Raw genomic sequence first — 20,297 nt, 5'->3', positions numbered from 1 at the left:
GTGCGTCACCTGTAGCGGCTACGGCCTCCGTCCTCATCCGGGTTCATCGAAATCTCGCCAAGTCCAAGCTGCTCGCACGCCTGCGCCCAGTCGGCTCGATCCTGGTCGCTCACTTCGTCCCAGTAGATGTCGTCGGGCGTCAGCCCACATGCGCCCCATCCTTCCGACCTGATCATCTCAGCCAGCGCCCAGCCGGGAGACAGCGAGCTCGGGCCGCGAGCCTGCGATCGGCAAATGCCCGGCGCCAGCAGCTTGAACCAGCCTGGAGGCCGCGGCTTCACGTCAAAGTGGTCTACCTGGTACACCGGCTCAGCCGAGTTGACCGCCACTTCCGGGCGAAATGGAATCTGGGTCGTCCATCCGGCGCGCCGGAGCACCTCAACGCCCATGAGCACTGCCGACGGCATGGCCAGGCGCAGCGCCGCTTCCCAGTCGGGCTCGCGGCACACCACCAGGTTCGCGAAAACATCACTATGGCCGCCGAGAGACTCCACGAGGCCACGCCGCTTCCACAGGTAGAGGTAATGCGAGGCTGTTTTCGACGTCCACTGGAACCGAACAGTCAGCTCGGCGCCCCGGAAGACTGGCGACAGCGCGCCGAGGCGCTCGTAAGCGGAAACCGTGCTTTTCATGGTGCTGGGTAATCTCCTTCAGGCTCGACGTCCTGATCTTCGTCGGCCGACGCTACTCGCGCATCCGCGAGCTCGCGCATGCTGTGCACGCCGCGGTCGAGTGCTGCGACCGAAGCCTCGACCATGGCGGCCACCTTGTCGTCCGTCAGGGGCCACGACGCAGGCAACCAACGGCGCAGGTCCGCCTTCACCTGCTTGGCCGACCCCAGGAGCTCCTGGCGCCGCACGGCGGCCTTCTCCAGCCAGCTTTCCGGCGCCTCGTTCGGATACGTGGCCAGGCGGATCTGCAGGTCTTCGCTCGTGCACGAGCTGGCCTCGCCACGCTCGGCCAACCAGTACAGATCGAATACATCCCGCGGCTTCAAGTATGGGCGCGCCGCCACTGCGAACACCTTGTCGGCGAAGATCTCCCTGAGTTCGAGCGTCGGCACGAAGGCCTGAGCGCCAGCCGCACGGCCAACGATGACGCGTACGGGTGAGACAGTGGTGGCCAACGGCTTGAGCGCCTCGGCTGGCGCCTGCCACAACTCGACCTTCACCCGCACCGAGCCCAGCACGCCCTCGCCGCTGATGGCCACATCGAACATGTGAGGATTGCGCCCATCTTTGGCCGGCGTCACGCTCAGCGCCATGTCTGCAGGTACCCAGGGCATGCCGGCCAGCCGCGACTGCACCGACGTGCCGATCGAGCCGAGCTTGAGCGCATCGGAGACCAGGAAGTCCAGGTCTTCGGAGAACCGAGGGGAACCGTGCACCAGATGAAGGCTCGTGCCACCCTGGAAAATCAGTTCGCCCGGCGCCCATCGGCGCGAAGCCATCAGGGCCTCGAGTACGGACACATGGAGAGCCTGACGCAGGTCGAAGGCCTCAGTGGGGGAAATTTGACGTTTTGGCATATTGGCTCCGATATGATTCCTAGTTTATCTAAACTTCTTTAGATAAACTAGGAATTGTTGAGAGGTGTATTTATTGCATCGTCAGGGCGAATGGCTCTTCCTGCTCCACTTCCTCCAGGGCCGGGTCGTATTGGAAGTCCTGCGCCACGCGCGGCACGTTGACCTCCTTGAAGTCCAGCCGCACTGTAGGGACTGTGGTGCCGGATTCGCGAAAAGCTCCCGCCTCGATCGGCGTGATCGTCACGTTCTGCGACGCCAGGAACTCCTTGAATTCCGCATGCGCCTTCGTGCGGCCGTCTGTCCAGGCGGTCGACATAATCACCGATAGCGCGCCGCCTGGGCGGATGAACTGCAGCATGTGTTTCGCATGCGCAATATCCTGATTTGAGGAAAATGGTGGGTTCGCCAGCACGCCATCGAATTTCCCAATTTCGTCTGGCGTCACAGTCAGGAAGTCCCGCTCCAGTACGTTGAAGCCATTCGCGCGCAGCTTGATCGCATTGACCTTCCACAGCTCGATGGTGACCACCTCGGCCCCCATGCTGCGCGCCACCTGGGCTAGTGCCCCGTCGCCAGCCGAGGGATCTAGAATGCGCATGCCTTTCAGGGTTCCCAGCGCTGCGCGCAGCTGCTCGGCCGCGGCGACCGCTTCCTTTTCAGGCGTGGCGAAAAACTGGTACTGCTGCTGGAAATTCACGGTTTCGCCTGCGATCAGGCGCTTGAGCAGATCCGCGCTGTCGATGCCCTCGTCGAAGACAAACTGCTTGCGGCCCGTTACATAGCGGCCGCCGGCCTTGCCCATGAGGCGACTGATGTCGTCATAGTGGCGCAGCTGCTGCTTCGGCAGCTGGAGCCTTCCGTCAACGACGGTCAGCAGCGCCAACTCCTGCGAAAGCGTAAGCTGCGCCGGGGCTGGGGCCGCAGCATCCGCTCCAGCTCGCGGCCCTGCGATGCGCTCCCGCAGGGATTCGCTCACCAACCGCTCTCGCAGCTGCTCAAGGCGCTCGGGCGAGACAGTGCCCACGTATCGGCTGCCAATAATCCGGTTGTATTTCAGGTAGAGGCGACCGTTGGGAACGACCTCCAGGTAGTACTCTTGCGGCACCGAGGCCGGGTTGTTCCCGTACACCAGGCCGCGGGCGCCGATGTAGTCCAGCAGCTCGCTGCTGACCGGCGCATAGGCAGGTTGGCCAGTGCGCCAATTCGTCTCGATTGGCAGGCTCACATACATCCGGCCGTCGGCCGCCCCGGCAGCTGATACGCCGCGCTCGGTGCGCACCGAGATCGAATCGACCAGGCGCTCCAGCTGGGCTTCCGGCATGCGCCGGCACAGCTCGGGATCGATGAACTGGATCGAGACGTCCCAGCCGCCGTTGGCGAACGCGAGCGAGCGAACCTCCTGGAACTCGGGGTCGTCGGCCAGGCCGTTGCTCGACTTGCGCAAGACGCGCTCGATAGCGGCACCGGACAAGCCTTGCATGCCGGCCTCTTGGAACTGCTCGTCGCCATCGGTGACGCGCGGCCAGCGACCATGGTGGCGCTTGAACTCCTCGCAGAAGCCGAGGATGTTGCGCAGGGTGAGGTGTCGTTCAGGGGTGATGAAGGGCTGAGTAGGCATGGCATCCTCATAAAGATGGACGCCATATTGCCGAGTTGCGGCAGGCGTGGTTGCTCTACTTTGCTCCCTGCTTCGCTACTATAACTGTCCCAGGCTCGCCTCGCCCTGGACATTCGGAACCACAAGCCATGGCAACTGAATTTGCAAAGCACCGCTCGCTTTGGCGCGCGCGCATTCCGACCAACTCCCGATCATTGGTGACCTGCCATGGTTCGACATTGCGATCACCGCATCCAGTTCCGCGCTGTAACGGTCTACGCTCGCCCAACCGGGCCCACCCGGATAGTCGCCACAAGGAGACCGCAGGCGCCCGATATCGGATGCGGGTTCTGCGCCGATGGCCTGTGCGTTCTCATAAACGGGTCGAACCAACACGTCGCGGCTACCAACAGTTCGCTGGTCCAATGAGCACACGCGCAGCAGGGCGCGCACTTTAACAGCACGCCTCGAGTGATGATTCGCCTCGCTCCGCCCAGAGAATCGGCGCACGTCGTCATCGAGAATGTCCAGAAGGCTAACTGTCGCTATCATGCGCTCGACTGCCAGAGTTGGCGCTGTCAACCAAGCCTCAGAGCGGCGCGTCTCGAAACTGTCAAATTCGCAGTCCGCCAGCATGACGCTTGAGGTGCATACGACGCTGTAGGGGATGCTCGCATGGGGAACCTTTTCGTATCCCATGTCGGTTTCGTGCCAACTGAACTGCATGCGCATGGCTTCGGCATAGAAGCCAGCCAAACCAGCTTCGCGGAAGCGCGCCTCGACCTCGGCCTCGAATCCGCGTGTATGGAGAAAAGCAAAATAGTCCTCGACCGACAACGCGTGCCGGTTCTCGTCGAAGAATTGCGTCCATCCTTGCGCCGAAGTCTCGGCGTCTAACAGGCGCGCATGGTCAAACCGGGTAGCGAAGAGCATGCGCAGGTATTCGTAGGCCTGCACGAAGGCTACTGCAGTGCGTTCACTGGCCGTCGTGGGCACTGGGGACACGTAATCAGGTCGCAGCGGCTGGCTAATGGGAACCAGGCGGTTGTCGCGGATGGTCAGGTGGTGTTCCGGACCGGGCAGATCCAAGCCGGTCTCGTGTGCCCAGTGCTGTCGAATCAGACTCAACGCGCGCAGTAGGCCGGCTCGGGCCACAGCGTACTCACCGTAGGTAACCATCCAGCCCGCCAACGTCAATGTCTCGTCGAGCGTGCCTTGGGCTGCAAGTAGAGATGCTTTTCGCTGCCGTATTGTCGCGCCAAGGTCGAATGGTGGCGTAGGGCGGCTCGCCATCAGTTCGTTGAAGGTCATCGGCCGCGCGACCTTCGTGGTGAAGCGCTTGGCCCTAAGATAGGCGACCCAGTATCCGGCCCGATAGCGGCGCGATGCCAGCAAACGATCAAGGTGGCGGTCCATGGCTGCAAAGTCGCCTGCACGCAAGAACAGCTCGATCAGGTTATCGGAAAACCCCGCCGGCAACTTCGCGCCGGGATGCGCCCTCTCGGCCTGCTCCCAATATTGACGCGCGTCCTCTAATCGTCCGGTTTCGAGGCACTCGCCAAGGCAGGCTCCAATGCGCTCAAGCTCGATACTATCTGGGGTTCCATGGTCGGCCAGAGGTTCGAGGAAATAATCGGTAAGAGCTTGTGTGGCGCGGACAAACCGTGTCAGGTCCGGCCAACCATGCACAACTAACTCGACCTTGTCACGGAAAGCTGGCGCCACGATCTGATCGCGAATCTTGGCAAATTTCGCTTTGAAGCCATCGGTGTTCGGATTCTCGACGGTGGTGGCGAGTACGTACAGTAGATCGGGGTGGATGCTTTCTGTTGGCGCCCAGCGTTTCAACGCGTCAGCCATGTCTTCTTCGACATCTGACGGCGAGAGAACTTTCTTGTCCTTACACTGTACAAGAACGTCCCGCGCCGTGCCGTCAGTGCAACGCTCACGCATCTTGAGGTCGATCCCGTGCTGCACATGGCCACGGCTATAAAACATGCCGTCGATATACTGGTGCGAATAGATGATGAGGCACATCTCCTCGAACCGGCGCCCGGACGGGTCGTTAGGGCGCGGTAGCTCACACTGAGCGGCAATATCGTAGAGAGTAGGCACGTTGTAAAACAGCAAAATGAGGTCGACCGTGCAAGTGTATCGCTCCCGCTCGAGTTCGTGTTGCCTCGCACGGACAGCGTCTGGATTGGCATCGACGTCCAACACGTGCAACCACGCCAGGCGCGAGCTGGTGTAATCCGGGCTCCACCGTCTCATCCCTGAACCATGTCCCGCTCCTTCCGAAATGCGCAACCCCTTTTGCCTTCTCCCGCCTTGGCCAAAGCGCCCCGAGGTGTCGCATGAAGCGCGACCTAGATCCATCCCTGGCCCGGCCGAGCAAGGCGCCCCTCCTTCTCTCGGAGCACGATCGGTCAGCGAACCTCACGAAACAGGCTACTGATCACCGCACGAACATTATCAAGATGATCGAGGAAGTCGGGCGGCGCCACGGCCGCCAGACTGTATTCAGGGACTTCGTCACAATGAGCGCCGTCGCGCTCAGCAAGCTGGACTTCCGCCAGGCAGAGGCGCGCGAAGAGCTTTATATGCAGACAGTTCGTAAGTACACCAGCGAGGAGGCGAAGACCATCGCCCACATGTTCGCCGAGCTGCAAAACGGCCTATCCGTAGCGCCACGCGACATCCTGGGCGAGATCTACATGCAGCTCGAACTGGGGAACAGCCGGATTGGCCAGTATTTTACCCCCCATCACATCTGTGAACTTATGGCCGAGCTCGCGATGTCCGACAACGTCGTCGAGCAGGTGAAGAAGAAGGGTTTCATCACATTTTCTGAGCCAGCATCCGGTTCGGGCGCGACTATCATCGCGGCAATGATGGCCCTGCAGAGGCGTGACCTGAACTACCAGCGCCACGCCCACGTCACCGCGGTCGACCTGGATTCGACGTCGGCGCTGATGGCCTACGTCCAGCTGTCCCTCCTGCACGTGCCCGCCGTGGTCGTGCACGGTAACACGCTCACCCTGGAAGAGTACTCGCACTGGTACACACCGGCGCACATTATGGGGAACTGGAACCACAAGCTGGCGCAAGCCAGTGCAGAGCGCGCGACCGCAGCAGCGTTGCGCGCAGATGCCCCCGACGAGCAAGAGAGCGATCTCGAGCCGGACCGGCCCCTTGAGGACGGCCCCGCCCCAACCTCGTAAGCCATGGTACTACCTTTTTTTTGCTACTTAGTTTCAGGATTTGTCAATACTGGCTTAATCAATTCTCACCAATTGTCACAAAAGCGTTATATGCGCATTAAGTAATGTCGCTATGTAGAGACAGACGGTGATATTTTCTCCATTTGTGCAAACCCATTTCTTGATTGGTGCGTAATTGTCACGTAAAGTTACATTTTGCCGCAAGGCAATAGTTGCACACTCAGTCTAGACCGTGAAATTTGGCTGAATTAACACCTATAGGAACAAAATGGGCAGTTCGAATTTAACGGAACTCGCAAGCCGACGATCTCACGACACTCGGGGCGTAGCCAAATTAATTTCACGTGCATCGGCTGTAGCTGTGATGCGCTCAGCACGCCAAGACACGGCGCTAATGCAGACGCTGGATATGGCCGACGACATGGCCATGTTTAATCTGATGCAAGCGGACTGGGCACAGCTCCTGGCCCAGCATCCTGAATTTGCAGACAAACTGGAGTCGAGCGACCCCTACGTTTGCGACCTGGTCAGTCTCGCCGAGCTAATTGCTCAAGCACCGACCAGCGCCTTCCGTCAGGCCCTGCGGGAAGTCGCGTATTGCCGCGATCAGATGGCCGCGATGCTCGACCTGCAAGAGCCGCCTGCGGATGACCGTGCTTCGATCGTCATCGCCGGCGCCAAGGCAGAGTGGGACATCCTGCTGGCTGCACACCCGGTATTCGAGGCATACTTGGCAGATCTCGACCGTTTCACCTGCTCGCGCGCCGAGCTCGCCGACGCAATGCTCCTGGCCCCTACCGAGTCCCTGCGCCATGCCCTTCGCGAGACCTTCTGCTTCCGCCAGATCGCAGCGCTCACCACCACCGTGGATTTCGAATAACCGATCAGGCCCGGCCGCGCCGGGCATCGTCTGTCCGCCCTCACGGCCGCGTGCATAGCCGGCCGCCCAACTGCAGTATCTTCACCCTCACCCGCTTCACCTCCCGCGCCTCCTGTCGAAGGCGTGGTTGCACTGCATTTCGCTTATCGTTGCGGTACGGTTGCGCATCCCTACTTCAACGAACCTCATGCCCACCCCAACCGCCCCCACTTCGAGCGCCACGCCGGCGTTGTCCCGATACTCAGTCGATCTCACGGCCAGTGATTTTCAGGTGACGGCCACCAACCGCCTCACGGCAAGCAAGTACGCGGCCGACGACGCCCACGAATACCTCCGCTCCTGGAACTACGCGGTTGGGCCGATTCGCGCGGCTGTTGGCGAGAAGCTGACCCGATCGGCCAACACTGAGCCGATCTCCATCCTGGTCAAGGAATCGGTCCCCGACTCCGGGCGCGATCGCCTCTACAGCTGCCAGGCTAGCGTCACTATCACCGTCGACGCCATCGACGCTTTCTCGGCCGGCGAAGCTGCCCTCCAGCTTGTCTGCGCGCCAGATAGGATCGACCAGCAGCTCGCGTGCTACCGCGACCAGGCGTTCTGGGACAAGCTGCTGCCTGTCGCGCGCGCGCCGATCGCGCAGATGGCCGAGGTGCTGCGCCGGCGCGGCTTCGAGGCCTTCGTTCGAGCAGGCGACGCAGACGGTGCCCGCCCGCTGGCCATCGAACTGTCCGAGAACGGCGAGGCCGTGGGCACCGTGGCCCTGATCAAGTACCTGCCGGCCGCCGGCAGCGCCGGCACAAGCACTGGATCGCGCGCGATACCGCGCCCGGCGTTGCATTTCATCGGCGAGCACGACATCGAGGTCAGCTCCATCCCCGAGGCATGCCCGGACCTCTGGTTCAACGACAAGCCCATCGAGCCGTCCGACATCGCATGCCTGGACATCGACGCCTTTGACCAGCTCATCGACCTGGTGGTCGAGCAGCGTGAGCAAGCGCGCGAAGCGGCCGAGTCGGCGCCAACAATCTAGCCGTGCACCACCAGGCGGCCCTGGGTGGCGTGGTTGCACTGCCGCGCCGGGCCGTTGTCGATACCATCTCCGCATCAGAAACGACCCACGCTGCGCCCGCAGCAATAGGAACCATCATGCCCACGACAGCAAGCCAGGCCCCGAGCGCCAACCCAGCAACCATCGCCGCCATCATGGACGACGCCCACGACGAGCCGCTGCGCAACAAGGCGACGCGCGTAGCCGTCGAGATCCTCAAGCAGGTACCGGAGCTTCCCGGCAACCGTAATGACATCATGATGACCGCCCTTGCCAGCCATGGCGGACGCGATTACGTCGTATGCAGCAATACCCGCGCGACGGTGGTCTTCATGGACAAACATGCCTTCGTGCTGGCGCAAGACGGCGGCGGCCTGGTGCCGTGGGTGGATGCCGCCAATATGCATGCCCCGGACATGAGCTTCTTCAAGTGCCGCGTGCAGGTCGAAGACCAGCTGGCCGACCGCCTGCTTCAGTACGTGAAGAACCTGATGCGGGCCGAGCGCGCTGCTGTTGCCGCGGCCCTGGATCCGACCGACGACGACGAGCACCAGGCTCCGGCTCCCTAAGGAACACGTCCGATGAATATGAGCACGCACTTGTACCTTCAACAGCTGTTCAACCAGTTTTCGTCCCAGTGCGATTCCGCGCAAGCTCGTATCAGGTCGGCGACAACGATGCGTGGCGTGAAGCACGCAGCGGACGTTCATGCAAGTGCGACCGTGCGCGCCTTGCCCGAAATACGCCGCCTGGGGCGCCGAGTGCACGACTGCGCGGAAGACCGCATGACGGCACTGCTGCAGCCCCAGCTGCAGGCGCTGGCCAAGTGCGCATCAAGCGCCGAAATGCGCACCATGTATGGCCGCCTCGTGCGCGACGAATGGGTCTTCCTGCGCGGCGACTTTTCGAGAGTCTACGTCCGGGCCGACCGCGAATATCAGCGCCTCCTCCACCTGGCCGTTAAGGCCGAGGCGCGCCCCGCTGAACAGGGCGAGGACGGGGCCCAGCACGAAGACGAAGGCGACGGCGAGCGTCCGGCGCCGTAACATCCCAGGGCGTGCAACCACGCCCGCCTCGCCGCACTACCATCGCTTCGTATCAATATCGTGGAGCGATCATGACCAACTTCTACTTCAATAACCGCGCCGCCGGCATCTTCGCGGACGACTACGTTGACCGCGACGGAGCCCCGGTGGGCGATACCTTCGTCTGGCGCCTGCGCGCTAAATTGGTCGGCATGCCCGGCCGCGACTGGTCGAGGGACCAGCACGCCGCATTCGTGGCCAACTTCTCCAGCGCGGAAATGAACGCCATGATGTGCGAGCCTGAAGATCCGCATGTGGAAGTGGAGTTCGACCGCAACTACCGCGGCGGCGACTACGACGGCGTCGGCCAGCACGTGTACGTGCCCGAGGCGCTGGTGGATCTGCTCGACGGCGACGTCGCAGCGGCCTTCGCCAAGTTTACCGGCCTCGATGCTGTGCACATGATCTATGCCAGCGAGGAGCGCTTTGACGCGCATGGTGAGCCGATCGAGGAGGCTGAAGTCTCGTGCCTGAGCTACGCGTAACCGCTGATCCAGAATTCCACCTTCTCGCGAGATTGCATGTACACCATCCACCAGATGAGCAAGGCCCAGGTGACCTTTATGAAGGTCGGGGCCGAAGACACGCTGCCCGAGGCGATCGCCTTCGCCCGCAATTACCACGGCCTGAAAAAGCCCGATGTGACCGTTACCGTTGAACTGGAAAACACCGCTGTGCCGGTGGCTTCCTTTTCGACGCGCCGGATCATGGGCGACTTCACCAAACAGATCTGGGGCGGCCGTAAGGGCGATGACGCGATCTACTTCGACGAAGAGCGCTTCGATGCCACGCTGCATATCCTGTCGATGCCGTACAAGGACGTTATCCGTATTCGAGACAACAACGATTCGTCCGACGTCATTGGTCAGGCACACGTGCAATGGGATGGCCCACACGAAGTGCAGCTGGTCGACTTGATGTGCGACTTCTTCGGTGTATCCAGGCTCGCCGAACTGAGCCAGGACCACATCAACTTCGTGGTCGAGTGTCGCCAGGCGGAGATCCAGGCGCAGCAACGCACTGTGCGAGCCGAGACCATCGACGAGCCTGCGGCCGAGCGCCTGCCGGCGCCAGCTGACGCAGCTCGCGACCTGATCATCTCGCTGTCGCAAATGGCGCTGCCCGGCGAGATCGGACCGGACGGGAAGGCCCAAGTCCTGACGGAAGGGGCCGCGCAGGCTCACCTGGCCGACATCATCCGCAAGAGCCGCCTGATCCTGGCCCAGGCTCAAGCACAGGCGCACGCGGCGTCTGCACCTGACGATGACGACGAACCAGAAAGCCCTCGCCCCTGACCCTACCGGGGTGCAACCACGCGCGTGCCCCCCCGATACAGTTGCATGGTTGATTCATTTATGAGGCCATCCATGCTCGCTACCGTTCCCTTCGATCCTGCAGCCGCCCTACGCCGGCGCGCCAGCGAACCCTCCTGGCGCCGGTTCCCCTCCCTCTGGGATACGTTCCCCGCCAAGAAGGCTGGCTTCCTCGACAGCCTTGCCCAGTTCAACACCGGCGTGTCGCGTGCCGTCTCCGTCGCTGTCGGATCTGCGGCCCTGGACAAATTCTTCGCCGAGCGGCAGCCCCAGGCGCTCTACCCCTACGTGTGGGTCCGCAACGCCCTGAATCCGGTACCGGACGCCAACGGCATGCACCAGTGGCTGCACGAAGTCCTGGTTAGCTACGAGGCGGCCGACATGCCCGAGACCGCGCCGATCCGCTTCGCCAATGGCGAGCTGCTGGACGTGAACATGCGCGACTTGCAATTCGGCGTCACTTCCCGCTACGGCCGCGGCAATCTCGACCTGGTGCGCAAGCACTGTGCGTACGTGCACGTCGGGCCAGCCCAGCGCCGCGCGGGCGAGAGTGAGATCGACGCCGACCCCGACCCCGACACCGACACTGACGTCGACGCCGAGCCCATGGCCGGCCCTACCCCCTGAATGGAGACCCTTATGAGCAAGATCGACACCCCCTGGAAATTTGACCCCGCCACCCGCACGGTGCTGGCGAACGACGGCGGCATCGTCTGTATCGTGCCGCCGCGCCAGTCCGACGAACTGGGCCACCTGATCGCTGCGACGCCGGCGGTGGTAGCCGTCGCGCACGATCTGCACGAGAACCTCGGCGAATCACTCGCCGCCTGGGAAGGGGAAGAAGACTCGGTTCAAGAGGAGCATGCCGAACTGATTGCCGACCTCGACGCAGCCGACCGGCGCGCCGACGCGGTCCTCAATCCTTCCGGCGCCGGCGCGCTGCCCGCCCATACCCTGCGCGAACTAGCCCGCACCCTGCTGCAGCGCGCGCATGAGCTCGACGGCATGCAGCCATACGTCGTGATCCACTCGCATCGGCACGGCGAAACCTTCTACACGACCTGGTCGAAGGAAGCGCCGAGCGAGCAGCACATGATCGACCTGCTGGTGGAAGAATTCGAGCCGGAGCGCGGTGAGTGGATCACCTACCAGGCCATGGCCATCGCTGACATGACCGGCGCGCCCGCGGTGAAGGACGACGCCGAGGACGAGGACGACGACCAGGACGAACAAAGCGATCGCCCTTCCGGTATGTAAAAAAACAGCCGGGATGCTCGATGAGCACGCCCGGCTGAACACTCCCTGCCAGTTTTCTACTGCACGGCCCAGACAGCGGCCGCACCCAGAGAATTCGTAATTACATCCAAAGCTGGATTGCTCGCGCGCGCTCGCGCAGGATATCGTCCGACACCAGGTTCTCGGCCAGGCGCGGCGACTGCACCATGTTCTCGAGCATAGCGGTACCGAGCTTCTCCAAGCAGCTGTCGCCACCTGCAAAACGCTCCGGTCCCATCAGGTTGGCGAACTTCTCTTCCGGTTTGAGCGTCTGCGCCAGCGTCATCGCGATCACCAGTTGTTGGGTCAGATCCACTGCTTTGATGTGGAACCCCGGCTCACCACGCAGCCGATCGTCGAGTCGATCGTCTCCGAGGAATACCGCTGTCTCGCGGATCATCGCTTCGATGTGGCGATGAGGGATCCGCATTTCCGCAAGTGCTTCGCTGATTGTGCTCTTGTTCATAGTCCTACCTGATGGAAAATCGGCGCGCAAGCTGGCGCCGAGGATAAAAAAACGCGTTAGCGGGCGCTGTAGCTCTGGCCGCGCATGGTGTCGCTGTCGTCCTGGCCGATTGCGGCGCGCGGGCCGCGAGCTGCATGGACGATGTCACCATGCCGCATATCGCCGGCCGTCACGCGGGCCTGCGCCAGCTTGTGCGAATGTGCGAACTGGTGCACGTCATAGCCACGATTGCCCATGTGCTCGACCGCGTTGGTGAACGTGCCACGGGCGGCTTCGAAGTCTTCCTGCGCTTTGACCTGCTGCGCGCGCGCCGCCGACAGCTGCTGCTGGGCAGTGCGCGAGCCGCCGTCCAGCACCACATCGTCAGCAGCCTGCTCCGCCGTGTAGATCGCGCGGGCATAGCCGTCGCGCGCGGCAAGGAAGGTGCGCTCCATCGTCAGGAGCTTACCCATGCGCTCTTCCGACAGGCGCGTCGTACCGCTGTGCAGCTGCGGTGGCGCCGCCGGCACCCTGGTGAAGGTCACGCCCGGTACCGAGGAGGCGCCTTGGACTTGCTGATGGCGCACGGGCACCTGGGTATAGGTGACGCCGGGTGCCGCCGAGCGCGTGACCACGCGGGTGGTTGTATTCGAACCTGGTGCATTGCCCCAACCAGCGGCCATGGCCGGCCCGAAGTTGCTCGAACTGGTACGGCTACGCTGCGGCTGCCCCGAGTTGGACTGCATTGCTTCAGCTACCCAGACACCGGCCGCGGCCCCGGCGACAGTTGCGGCCTTCTTGCCGCTGCCGCCGCCGATCTGGTTGCCGATCGCTCCGCCAACGATGCCGCCGACGACGTCCGCGGCCGTGCGCATGACCTGGTTGTTCTGGGCCTGCGCCGGTGCCGGCGCCGCCGTCAGCCCGATTGCCAGGCCAGCGATGACCGCGGTCGCTGCTGCCGACATCCGCTTGGACAGCACCTCGTGGCGCGCAGCCTGGATTGCCGTGTCGGACATGGCCGCGACGAAAGCACTGGAGAACGAGCGGGATGGTTTGCTGGACATTACCTGTTCCTCATGATTGTTGCGATGCCCCGATCCTACGCGCGCGCCGGACGCGTGGTTGCAATCGCAAGGGCTTTTGGGCGCCAGGCGTGGTTGCACCAATAATACCGTTCTGCAACATCTGTTCTGTATTATAGTCATTGTATCGAACTACCACTGAAGGAATCGAACAATGTTTTTCAAGAATGCCCAGATTTATCGCCTCCCTGCCGGCTACGGCATGACCGCGGAAACCCTCGCAGAGCTGCTGGCGCCACAGGCCTTTCGCCCCGCTACCAGTGCGGAGCTCACCACTTCGGGCTGGACAGCGCCACTGCCAAATGGCGGCCTGGTCCATACCGTGAACAAGCAGCTCTTGATCGCCCTGCAGACCGAAAAGAAGCTGCCCTGCCCTTTCTCTTGAATACCGAAAAATAAAGGCGTCAATGTCTGAAAGCACGCTGAGCACGGTGAACATAAGAATGAAGGCGCTCCAAGCGACGCTGCACGATCAGCCGATAGAACTCGCAATGGATCAGAGTGCGAGAACGTCTTGGGAGGGTGTGGTAACACCACATGTACAAAATGTTCCGTTTTCGATGTCTGGCCAAGGGCAGCAATCTGCCATCAAGATTTCGCTTGCCATGAACCGTAATGCCGAGCGGGCACAATTTGTTATGGTTGAAGAACCTGAGAATCACCTCAGCCACACCAGCCTTACAACACTTCTCGGTCGGATGGAGCGCTTGGCGGGCGAGCAACAGCAGCTGTTCATTAGTACACATAGCTCTTTTGTACTGAATCGCTTAGGGCTTGACGCATTGATACTGATGGGCGTAAATACAGCAGCTAAGCTTACGGAGCTCGCTCCGGAAACCGTGGCATATTTCAAAAAGCTTCCTGGGTACGACACCCTCCGCATTGTTCTCGCAAAGAAGGTTGTCTTGGGTAAGCGTTCAGCCCGCCCACCTGTGAAATAGCGCCGGTTGCCGGCAGACTCGAGGTTTTCTACTTCGAGGAACCCATGACCCGTCACCGAATTCCCGCATCGATCTGGCATGAGCGCGTGGCGCAATGGCGCAGCAGCGGTCTCACGGCTGAGGCCTATGCCAGCGAGCACGATATTGGCCTGGAGCGCCTGATGTATTGGGCCCGCCGCGTCAAGCGCGCTTCAGGCGGCGGGCAGCTCTTGCCGGTGCGCGTCGCCGTTCCGGCAGCGGCAAGTCCTCTGGAATTGCGCAGCCCTTCCGGCTGGAGCATGCGCATGGACGCTGGCGTCGATTCCGTCTGGCTGGCCAGGCTGCTGCAGGAGTTACGGTGAAGCTGCTGCCCGAATCGATTTGGCTGGCGCTCGATCCGGTCGACATGCGCACCGGTGTCGACGGCTTATCCCTGCATGTGCAGCAGGCGCTGGGGCGCGCCCCATGCGACGGTACGGCCTATGTGTTCAGCAACCGGCGCCGCACGCGCCTGAAGGTGGTGAGCTGGGACGGTACCGGCGTATGGATGTGCCTGCGCCGGCTACACCGTGGCCAGTTCGTCTGGCCGCAGCCTGGCGACAAGTGCTGGCAGCTGAGTGCACAACAGTGGCAATGGCTGGTCGTGGGCGTGGACTGGCAGCGCCTGTCGGCCCAGGCGCCGGCGCAGTGGCGGCTGTAGGGACGAGACGTATACTGTTTTGCTTGTAAACGTCGGCGCAGCTCGCTACACTGCATCGCCATGAACCTGCTCGACGAACTTGCCCGCACCGATATCGATCCCGCCATGCTGGCGCAGGTGCGGGCGCTGTTCGAGCAGCAGCAGGCGCAGCTGGCCGAGAAGGACTTCAAGATCACGGCCCTGACACACGAACTGGCCTACCTGAAGCGCATCCGCTACGGCAAGGCCAGCGAAGTGCTCACCGGCGAGCAGCGTTCCTTGTTCGAGGAAGAGGTCGACATGGACCTGGCCGCCATCGAGGGCGAGCTTGAAAATCAGGCCAGCAGCAAGCCTGCGCGCAAGCGCGCCGGCCGCCAGGCGCTGCCACCTGAACTGCCGCGCATCGAGCATCGTCATGAGCCGGCGTCGTGCGCGTGTGGCCAGTGCGGCGCGAACCTGATCAAGATCGGTGAAGACGTCAGCGAACAACTGGACGTCGAGCCGGCGCGCTTCTTCGTGCACCGCCACATCCGTCCGCAGTATGCCTGCCGCGCCTGCGAGAGCGTGACGGCGGCGCCGATCCCGCCTGCGGTGATCGATGGCGGCCTGGCCGCGCCTGGCCTGCTGGCCTGGGTAGCCGCCAGCAAGTACCTGGATCACCTGCCGCTGTACCGGATCGAGCAGATCGCCGCGCGCCAGGGCGTGCCGCTGGCGCGCTCGACGCTGGCGCAGTGGATCGGCCGCATCGGCGTAGCCCTGCAGCCGCTGGCGGACCGGCTGGGAGAGCTGCTGCGCCAGCGCACATGCCTGCACGCCGACGAAACGCCGGTGCGTCAACTCGATCCTGGCAGCGGCAAGACCCGGCAATCTTACCTGTGGGCCTACCGCTCCGGCACCTGCGAGGATGGCCCACCCATCGTCGTTTTCGACTACCAGCCGAGCCGGGCCGGCGCCCATGCGCGCGCTTTCCTGAGGGACTGGCGCGGCCATCTGATGGTCGATGACTATGCCGGCTACAAGGCCCTGTTTGCGCAGGGACCGACCGAACTGGCTTGCCTGGCTCACATCCGGCGCAAGTTCTTCGACCTGCACGCCGCCAACGGCAGCCCCGTGGCCGAAGAGGCGCTGCGCCGCATCGCGCAGTTGTATGCCATCGAGCAGGACGCTGCGGGCATGCAGCCCGCTGGGCGCCTGGCTAAACGCCAGGAGCACGCCGTGCCGGCGCTGGCCGCGATGCACGCCTGGCTGCTGACCACGCAGCGCAGCGTCGCCGTCGGCAGCGGCACGGGCAAGGCCATCGAGCATGCCCTCAAGCGCTGGACGGCGCTGGAGCGCTACGCCAGCTCTGGCACTCTCCCGATCGACAACAACCCGGTCGAGAACGCGATCCGACCGATCGCCATCGGCAAGAAAAACTGGCTGTTTGCCGGCTCGGAGCGTGCTGGCCGCCGCGCCGCAGCCATCCAGAGCCTGTTTGCTACGGCCAAGCTCAATGGACTGGATCCGGCCTGCTGGCTAGCCGACACCCTCGACAAACTGCCGACCTGCCCGAACAGCAAGATCGATTCGCTGCTGCCATTTGCGGACTCTACGCCAGCTTGATTGTAAGCGTCAAATCAGCACCGTCTAGACACTGAACGGCGCCGGTCGCAAAGTAGCCCCCACTAAATTTTGGTGGGGACTATCTTGGAAAGCGAAGTTGAACACAGCAGGCGTCGGCGTAGCACGAACTACCCGCTCGAGTTCAAGCGGCAGCTGGCGCAGCAGGCGTGTGATCCGTCGGTGAGTGTGTCGCAGCTGGCCCTGCAGCATGGACTGAATACGAACATGCTGTTTCGCTGGCGACGCCAGTTGATAGCGGGCCAGCTTGACCAGGCCGAGTTGGTGCCGGTAACACTGGCACAGGCTTCGCCGATCAGCAAAGGCCCGGCCGGTAGCGGGGTAATCGAGATCCGCATTGGCGAGGCAGCGGTGCGTATCGAGGGCAGTCCGGATCCGGCAACACTGACGCTGGTTCTGAAAGGGTTGCGCGCATGATCGGTCTTCCTGCCGGTACGCGCATCTGGCTGGCTGCCGGCGTCACCGACATGCGCTCGGGATTCAATGGCCTGGCCTCGAAGGTGCAAACGGCCCTGGAAGAAGATCCATACAGCGGCCACGTGTTCGTGTTCCGCGGACGGCGCGGTGACCTGATCAAGGTGCTGTGGTGGACCGGCGACGGCCTGTGCCTGCTGTGCAAGCGCCTGGAACGCGGGCGCTTCGTCTGGCCTCAGGCAAACAGCGGCAGCGTCACGCTGACGCATGCGCAGTTGTCGATGCTGCTCGAGGGGATCGACTGGCGCCGGCCTGAGCGCACCTGGCGACCGGAGTCGGCCTTGTAAACCTGCCGAGATCCACGTAAACTTGGACGCATGCTCAACGCCGCCGACCTGCCCGACGATATCGCTGCCTTGAAGGCCATGCTGCTGGCCAGCGAGGCGCGTGCCGCACGAATCGAAGCGTATGCGGAACAAAGCGAAGCGCAGCTGGCATATCTGACTGCTGAACTGTCGAGACGCACCGCCGAGATCGAGCATTTGAAGCTAGTGCTGGCCAAGCTGCGGCGCATGCAGTTTGGGCGCAAATCGGAAAAGCTCGATCAGCAGATCGAGCAGCTGGAGCTCCAGCTCGAAGATCTCGAAGCGGAAGAGGCTGTGGCCGAGGCGCAGGCACCGATGGAGCTAGCCCCTCGCAAGAAGGCCGAGCGCAAGCCATTGCCACCGCATTTGCCGCGTGAAGAACGGGTGCAGGCACCGGCCGGCGATGCGTGCCCGGACTGCGGCGGAAATTTGAAACACCTGGGCGAAGACGTGTCAGAGCAGCTTGAATACGTGCCGGCCAGCTTCCGCGTGATTCGCCATGTGCGTCCCAAGCTGGCATGTGCCTGCTGCGATACGATCGTGCAGGCTCCGGCGGCCAGCCGCCCCATCGAACGCGGCCTGGCCGGGCCGGGTCTGCTGGCCCACGTGCTGGTGGCGAAATTCGCTGACCACCTGCCGCTGTACCGCCAGAGCGTGATCTACGCCCGCGAAGGCGTGGAGCTCGAGCGCAGCCTGCTGGCCAGCTGGGTCGGTGCCGCCGGCACGCTGCTGCGTCCCCTGGTTGATGCGCTGCGTCGCCATGTCTTCGCCGCAACGAAGCTGCATGCCGACGACACGCCGCTGCCGGTGCTCGCTCCGGGCAATGGCAAGACCCGCACGGCGCGCCTGTGGACCTATGTGCGCGACGACCGCCCCAGCGGCGACGCTAGCCCGCCAGCGGTGTGGTTTGCCTACTCGCCCGACCGCAAGGGCGAGCATCCGCAAGGCCACCTCGCCGATTTCCACGGCGTGCTGCAGGCCGATGCCTATGCCGGCTTCAACGCCGTGTACGAAAGTGGCCGCGTACTGGAAGCTGCTTGCTGGGCACATGCGCGCCGCAAATTCTATGACCTGCACGCAGCGCGGCCCACATCGCTCACTACCGAGGCACTGCGCCGGATCGGCGAGCTGTATGCCATCGAAGAGAATATCCGCGGCAAGCCGCCGGACGAACGACGCGCCGCACGCCAGTTGCACGCGAAACCACTGCTCGACGACCTGGAGCGCTGGCTGCACGCCACGCTCTCCACGCTGTCGCGCAAATCCGATACGGCAGCGGCAATCCTCTATGCCCTCAAACTGTGGCCGGCACTGACTTGTTATGTCGACGACGGCCGCATCGAGATCGACAACTCGGCCGCCGAGCGGGCGCTGTGCGGTATCGCGCTGGGCCGGCGCAACTTCCTGTTTGCCGGCGCCGACAGCGGCGGCGAACGCGCTGCTGCCATGTATGGGCTGATTGGAACGGCCAGGCTGAACGGTATCGACCCCGAAGCCTGGTTGCGCCATGTGCTGACGCATATCGCCGATCATCCTGTGAACCGGGTCGACGACTTCCTGCCCTGGAACTGTGCCGCCAAGCTGGCCGGCTGAACTCCGCTTCCCAGCGGTGTAGCAAGCATCATCTCGTTTTTGCTACCGGTGCTCAAGACGGTGCTGGGATGACGCTTACGCTTGATTCGGCTGTGAAGGTGGAACGGCTGAACGCTTACTGTCTTGGTCGAAGGCCCCTCAGATGAGATAGTTTTTGAGCGGGTATTTCGAGACATTCACGGAAAATCTCCTTCGCAATGTGGAATCGACGTTCTTAGCATGCGTGGGCTTTCGCTAGCACGTGGACTGGAGCTTTGCGCGGCGCTGAACAAACCGGTCACAGCATTGCGAGATAACGACGGAATCAGTCCAGCCGATCTTCGAGGGCCAGTCCAACAATGGTTAAAACCTGGCATACGTGAGCTTTTCATCGGAGAGGTAGGCGATGGCAAAACTCTCGAACCTCAACTAATAAAATCATGCGGCGAGCCCTTGCTGCGCGAGATTCTCGGCGTCACGCCAGCGGCGAATTTGATGACGTGGATGACGCGAGAAAAGACGGAGGCCGCGCTTCGTATAAGCGAGTCGTCCAAAACAATTGGACCACCACCCTACATTCTCCAAGCAGTCAGGTTTGTACATGGGCAATAACCAGCTTACACTCGCCGTTGCGGGAGCTCGGAAAACGCAGGGCGTCGTCGAGCACTGCGCGTCCGTGCCGGCGGGCCGGCGCCTCCTTGTTCTAACCTTCACACAAGCAAACCAGGCGGAACTCTGCACGCGGCTCAACCAATATGCCGGCGACCATCATGGTGTTGAAGTGATGGGATGGTTTTCTTTTCTTCTAACGCATTTTGCTAAGCCCTTCATCCCTTTTAAGTTCCCGGGAAAACGCATTCATGGTTTTAATTTCGATGGGAGACCGTATTTCAAAGCTACTGGTCAGAATCGCTTTCTAGACAAGCAAGGTGCCGTGTACGCTTGCGAACTAGCGCGTCTTGCTCACGAACTGGCTTTGTTGCACAAATCGGCCCATCAGCGGCCGAGGCGCAGCACGGGTAAACTGACGGCATGATTGCTCCCGTAAAGCTGAAGTACCGAACGACCAACTGGAAAGACTACAACGCGGCATTGAAAGCCCGCGGCTCGCTGCTGATCTGGCTGGACAAGGACATGTGCTGGCACGGCAGTGCGAGCGGCAAGCGGGGCCGCAGTCCGAAGTACAGCGAGGCGGCGGTCCAGTTCTGCCTGACCGTTAAGGGCCTGTTCAATCTGCCCTTGCGCCAGGCCAT

26 protein-coding genes are annotated in these 20,297 nt (G+C 62.5%); 20 read left to right on the top strand and 6 right to left on the bottom strand.

Translation table 11 applies throughout. The annotated features are described in order from the left end of the window. Positions 1 to 5: 5 nt before the first annotated feature. The 4 genes from YWC_RS0122070 to YWC_RS0122055 form a co-directional block, all read right to left on the bottom strand. Entirely contained in the window at positions 6 to 632 is a 627-nt protein-coding gene (locus tag YWC_RS0122070) for a hypothetical protein (protein ID WP_027867349.1), read from the bottom strand. Further along, a complete protein-coding gene (locus tag YWC_RS0122065) occupies positions 629 to 1,528 on the bottom strand; it encodes a nucleotidyl transferase AbiEii/AbiGii toxin family protein (RefSeq protein ID WP_027867348.1) in 900 nt (299 codons plus the stop codon). Before YWC_RS0122065 ends, YWC_RS0122070 begins: the two co-directional genes overlap by 4 nt. Positions 1,529 to 1,598: 70 nt before the next feature. Beyond that, positions 1,599 to 3,146 (bottom strand): DNA methyltransferase family protein, encoded by a 1,548-nt coding sequence (locus YWC_RS31760; protein ID WP_051306648.1) that lies wholly within the window; start codon positions 3,144 to 3,146, stop codon positions 1,599 to 1,601. 78 nt (positions 3,147 to 3,224) lie between these two features. After that, complete coding sequence (locus YWC_RS0122055) at positions 3,225 to 5,345, bottom strand: hypothetical protein (protein ID WP_156923838.1); 2,121 nt, start codon at positions 5,343 to 5,345, stop codon at positions 3,225 to 3,227. A 134-nt stretch (positions 5,346 to 5,479) separates the two neighbouring features. On the opposite strand from YWC_RS0122055, the gene YWC_RS0122050 reads away from it, so the two are divergent. The 9 genes from YWC_RS0122050 (at position 5,480) to YWC_RS31755 (ending at position 11,929) form a co-directional block, all read left to right on the top strand. After that, entirely contained in the window at positions 5,480 to 6,346 is an 867-nt protein-coding gene (locus tag YWC_RS0122050; RefSeq protein ID WP_051306647.1) for an N-6 DNA methylase, read from the top strand. Positions 6,347 to 6,740: 394 nt separating this feature from the next. After that, positions 6,741 to 7,226 (top strand): hypothetical protein, encoded by a 486-nt coding sequence (locus YWC_RS0122045; RefSeq protein ID WP_156923837.1) that lies wholly within the window; start codon positions 6,741 to 6,743, stop codon positions 7,224 to 7,226. A gap of 187 nt (positions 7,227 to 7,413) precedes the next feature. Then, positions 7,414 to 8,256 carry a hypothetical protein gene (locus YWC_RS0122040; RefSeq protein WP_156923836.1) on the top strand — a complete coding sequence of 281 codons (843 nt, stop codon included), beginning with the start codon at positions 7,414 to 7,416 and terminating at the stop codon, positions 8,254 to 8,256. A 116-nt stretch (positions 8,257 to 8,372) separates the two neighbouring features. After that, positions 8,373 to 8,843, top strand: coding sequence for a hypothetical protein (locus YWC_RS0122035; RefSeq protein WP_027867343.1), 471 nt, complete (start codon positions 8,373 to 8,375; stop codon positions 8,841 to 8,843). Positions 8,844 to 9,059: 216 nt separating this feature from the next. Then, complete coding sequence (locus tag YWC_RS0122030) at positions 9,060 to 9,320, top strand: hypothetical protein (RefSeq protein WP_027867342.1); 261 nt, start codon at positions 9,060 to 9,062, stop codon at positions 9,318 to 9,320. 71 nt (positions 9,321 to 9,391) lie between these two features. Beyond that, complete coding sequence (locus YWC_RS0122025; RefSeq protein WP_027867341.1) at positions 9,392 to 9,844, top strand: hypothetical protein; 453 nt, start codon at positions 9,392 to 9,394, stop codon at positions 9,842 to 9,844. 36 nt (positions 9,845 to 9,880) lie between these two features. After that, a complete protein-coding gene (locus tag YWC_RS0122020) occupies positions 9,881 to 10,654 on the top strand; it encodes a hypothetical protein (protein WP_027867340.1) in 774 nt (257 codons plus the stop codon). A 72-nt stretch (positions 10,655 to 10,726) separates the two neighbouring features. Continuing rightward, positions 10,727 to 11,299 (top strand): hypothetical protein, encoded by a 573-nt coding sequence (locus YWC_RS0122015; RefSeq protein ID WP_027867339.1) that lies wholly within the window; start codon positions 10,727 to 10,729, stop codon positions 11,297 to 11,299. A gap of 12 nt (positions 11,300 to 11,311) precedes the next feature. After that, positions 11,312 to 11,929 (top strand): hypothetical protein, encoded by a 618-nt coding sequence (locus YWC_RS31755; RefSeq protein WP_027867338.1) that lies wholly within the window; start codon positions 11,312 to 11,314, stop codon positions 11,927 to 11,929. Between the two features lie 100 nt (positions 11,930 to 12,029). On the opposite strand, the gene YWC_RS0122005 is transcribed toward YWC_RS31755, so the two are convergent. Continuing rightward, entirely contained in the window at positions 12,030 to 12,413 is a 384-nt protein-coding gene (locus YWC_RS0122005; RefSeq protein ID WP_027867337.1) for a hypothetical protein, read from the bottom strand. 56 nt (positions 12,414 to 12,469) lie between these two features. Beyond that, a complete protein-coding gene (locus tag YWC_RS32995) occupies positions 12,470 to 13,456 on the bottom strand; it encodes a glycine zipper 2TM domain-containing protein (RefSeq protein ID WP_027867336.1) in 987 nt (328 codons plus the stop codon). Between the two features lie 172 nt (positions 13,457 to 13,628). On the opposite strand from YWC_RS32995, the gene rdgC reads away from it, so the two are divergent. The 11 genes from rdgC to YWC_RS30290 form a co-directional block, all read left to right on the top strand. After that, positions 13,629 to 13,859 (top strand): recombination-associated protein RdgC, encoded by a 231-nt coding sequence (gene rdgC / locus YWC_RS0121995; protein ID WP_027867335.1) that lies wholly within the window; start codon positions 13,629 to 13,631, stop codon positions 13,857 to 13,859. A 58-nt stretch (positions 13,860 to 13,917) separates the two neighbouring features. Then, positions 13,918 to 14,415, top strand: coding sequence for an ATP-dependent nuclease (locus YWC_RS0121990; protein WP_211238990.1), 498 nt, complete (start codon positions 13,918 to 13,920; stop codon positions 14,413 to 14,415). A 44-nt stretch (positions 14,416 to 14,459) separates the two neighbouring features. Beyond that, the gene (gene tnpA / locus YWC_RS0121985; RefSeq protein ID WP_027867333.1) at positions 14,460 to 14,756 is read left to right on the top strand and encodes an IS66 family insertion sequence element accessory protein TnpA; all 297 of its coding nucleotides are present in this window, start codon (positions 14,460 to 14,462) and stop codon (positions 14,754 to 14,756) included. Continuing rightward, entirely contained in the window at positions 14,753 to 15,094 is a 342-nt protein-coding gene (gene tnpB, locus YWC_RS0121980; protein WP_027867332.1) for an IS66 family insertion sequence element accessory protein TnpB, read from the top strand. Before tnpA (YWC_RS0121985) ends, tnpB (YWC_RS0121980) begins: the two co-directional genes overlap by 4 nt. Positions 15,095 to 15,154: 60 nt before the next feature. Continuing rightward, positions 15,155 to 16,675, top strand: coding sequence for an IS66 family transposase (gene tnpC / locus YWC_RS0121975; protein ID WP_027867331.1), 1,521 nt, complete (start codon positions 15,155 to 15,157; stop codon positions 16,673 to 16,675). 84 nt (positions 16,676 to 16,759) lie between these two features. Beyond that, a complete protein-coding gene (tnpA, locus tag YWC_RS0121970; RefSeq protein WP_051306662.1) occupies positions 16,760 to 17,110 on the top strand; it encodes an IS66-like element accessory protein TnpA in 351 nt (116 codons plus the stop codon). Beyond that, entirely contained in the window at positions 17,107 to 17,454 is a 348-nt protein-coding gene (gene tnpB / locus YWC_RS0121965; protein ID WP_027867329.1) for an IS66 family insertion sequence element accessory protein TnpB, read from the top strand. The genes tnpA (YWC_RS0121970) and tnpB (YWC_RS0121965) overlap by 4 nt, the downstream gene beginning before the upstream one ends. Positions 17,455 to 17,484: 30 nt before the next feature. Then, on the top strand, positions 17,485 to 19,065 hold the full coding sequence (gene tnpC / locus YWC_RS0121960) for an IS66 family transposase (RefSeq protein ID WP_027867328.1): 1,581 nt from the start codon (positions 17,485 to 17,487) through the stop codon (positions 19,063 to 19,065). Between the two features lie 123 nt (positions 19,066 to 19,188). Further along, positions 19,189 to 19,656 carry an ATP-dependent endonuclease gene (locus tag YWC_RS34215; protein WP_371846467.1) on the top strand — a complete coding sequence of 156 codons (468 nt, stop codon included), beginning with the start codon at positions 19,189 to 19,191 and terminating at the stop codon, positions 19,654 to 19,656. Continuing rightward, positions 19,646 to 20,080 carry a hypothetical protein gene (locus YWC_RS32990; RefSeq protein WP_156923835.1) on the top strand — a complete coding sequence of 145 codons (435 nt, stop codon included), beginning with the start codon at positions 19,646 to 19,648 and terminating at the stop codon, positions 20,078 to 20,080. Before YWC_RS34215 ends, YWC_RS32990 begins: the two co-directional genes overlap by 11 nt. After that, the coding region (locus YWC_RS30290) for a transposase (protein ID WP_036215413.1) at positions 20,077 to 20,297 on the top strand (221 nt) is incomplete at its 3' end. The genes YWC_RS32990 and YWC_RS30290, both read left to right, overlap by 4 nt.

Origin of the sequence: Massilia alkalitolerans DSM 17462 (genome assembly GCF_000427785.1) — a bacterium.
Classification (GTDB): Bacteria; Pseudomonadota; Gammaproteobacteria; order Burkholderiales; family Burkholderiaceae_D; genus Telluria; species Telluria alkalitolerans.
This window is presented reverse-complemented; position numbering and strand designations above follow the sequence as displayed.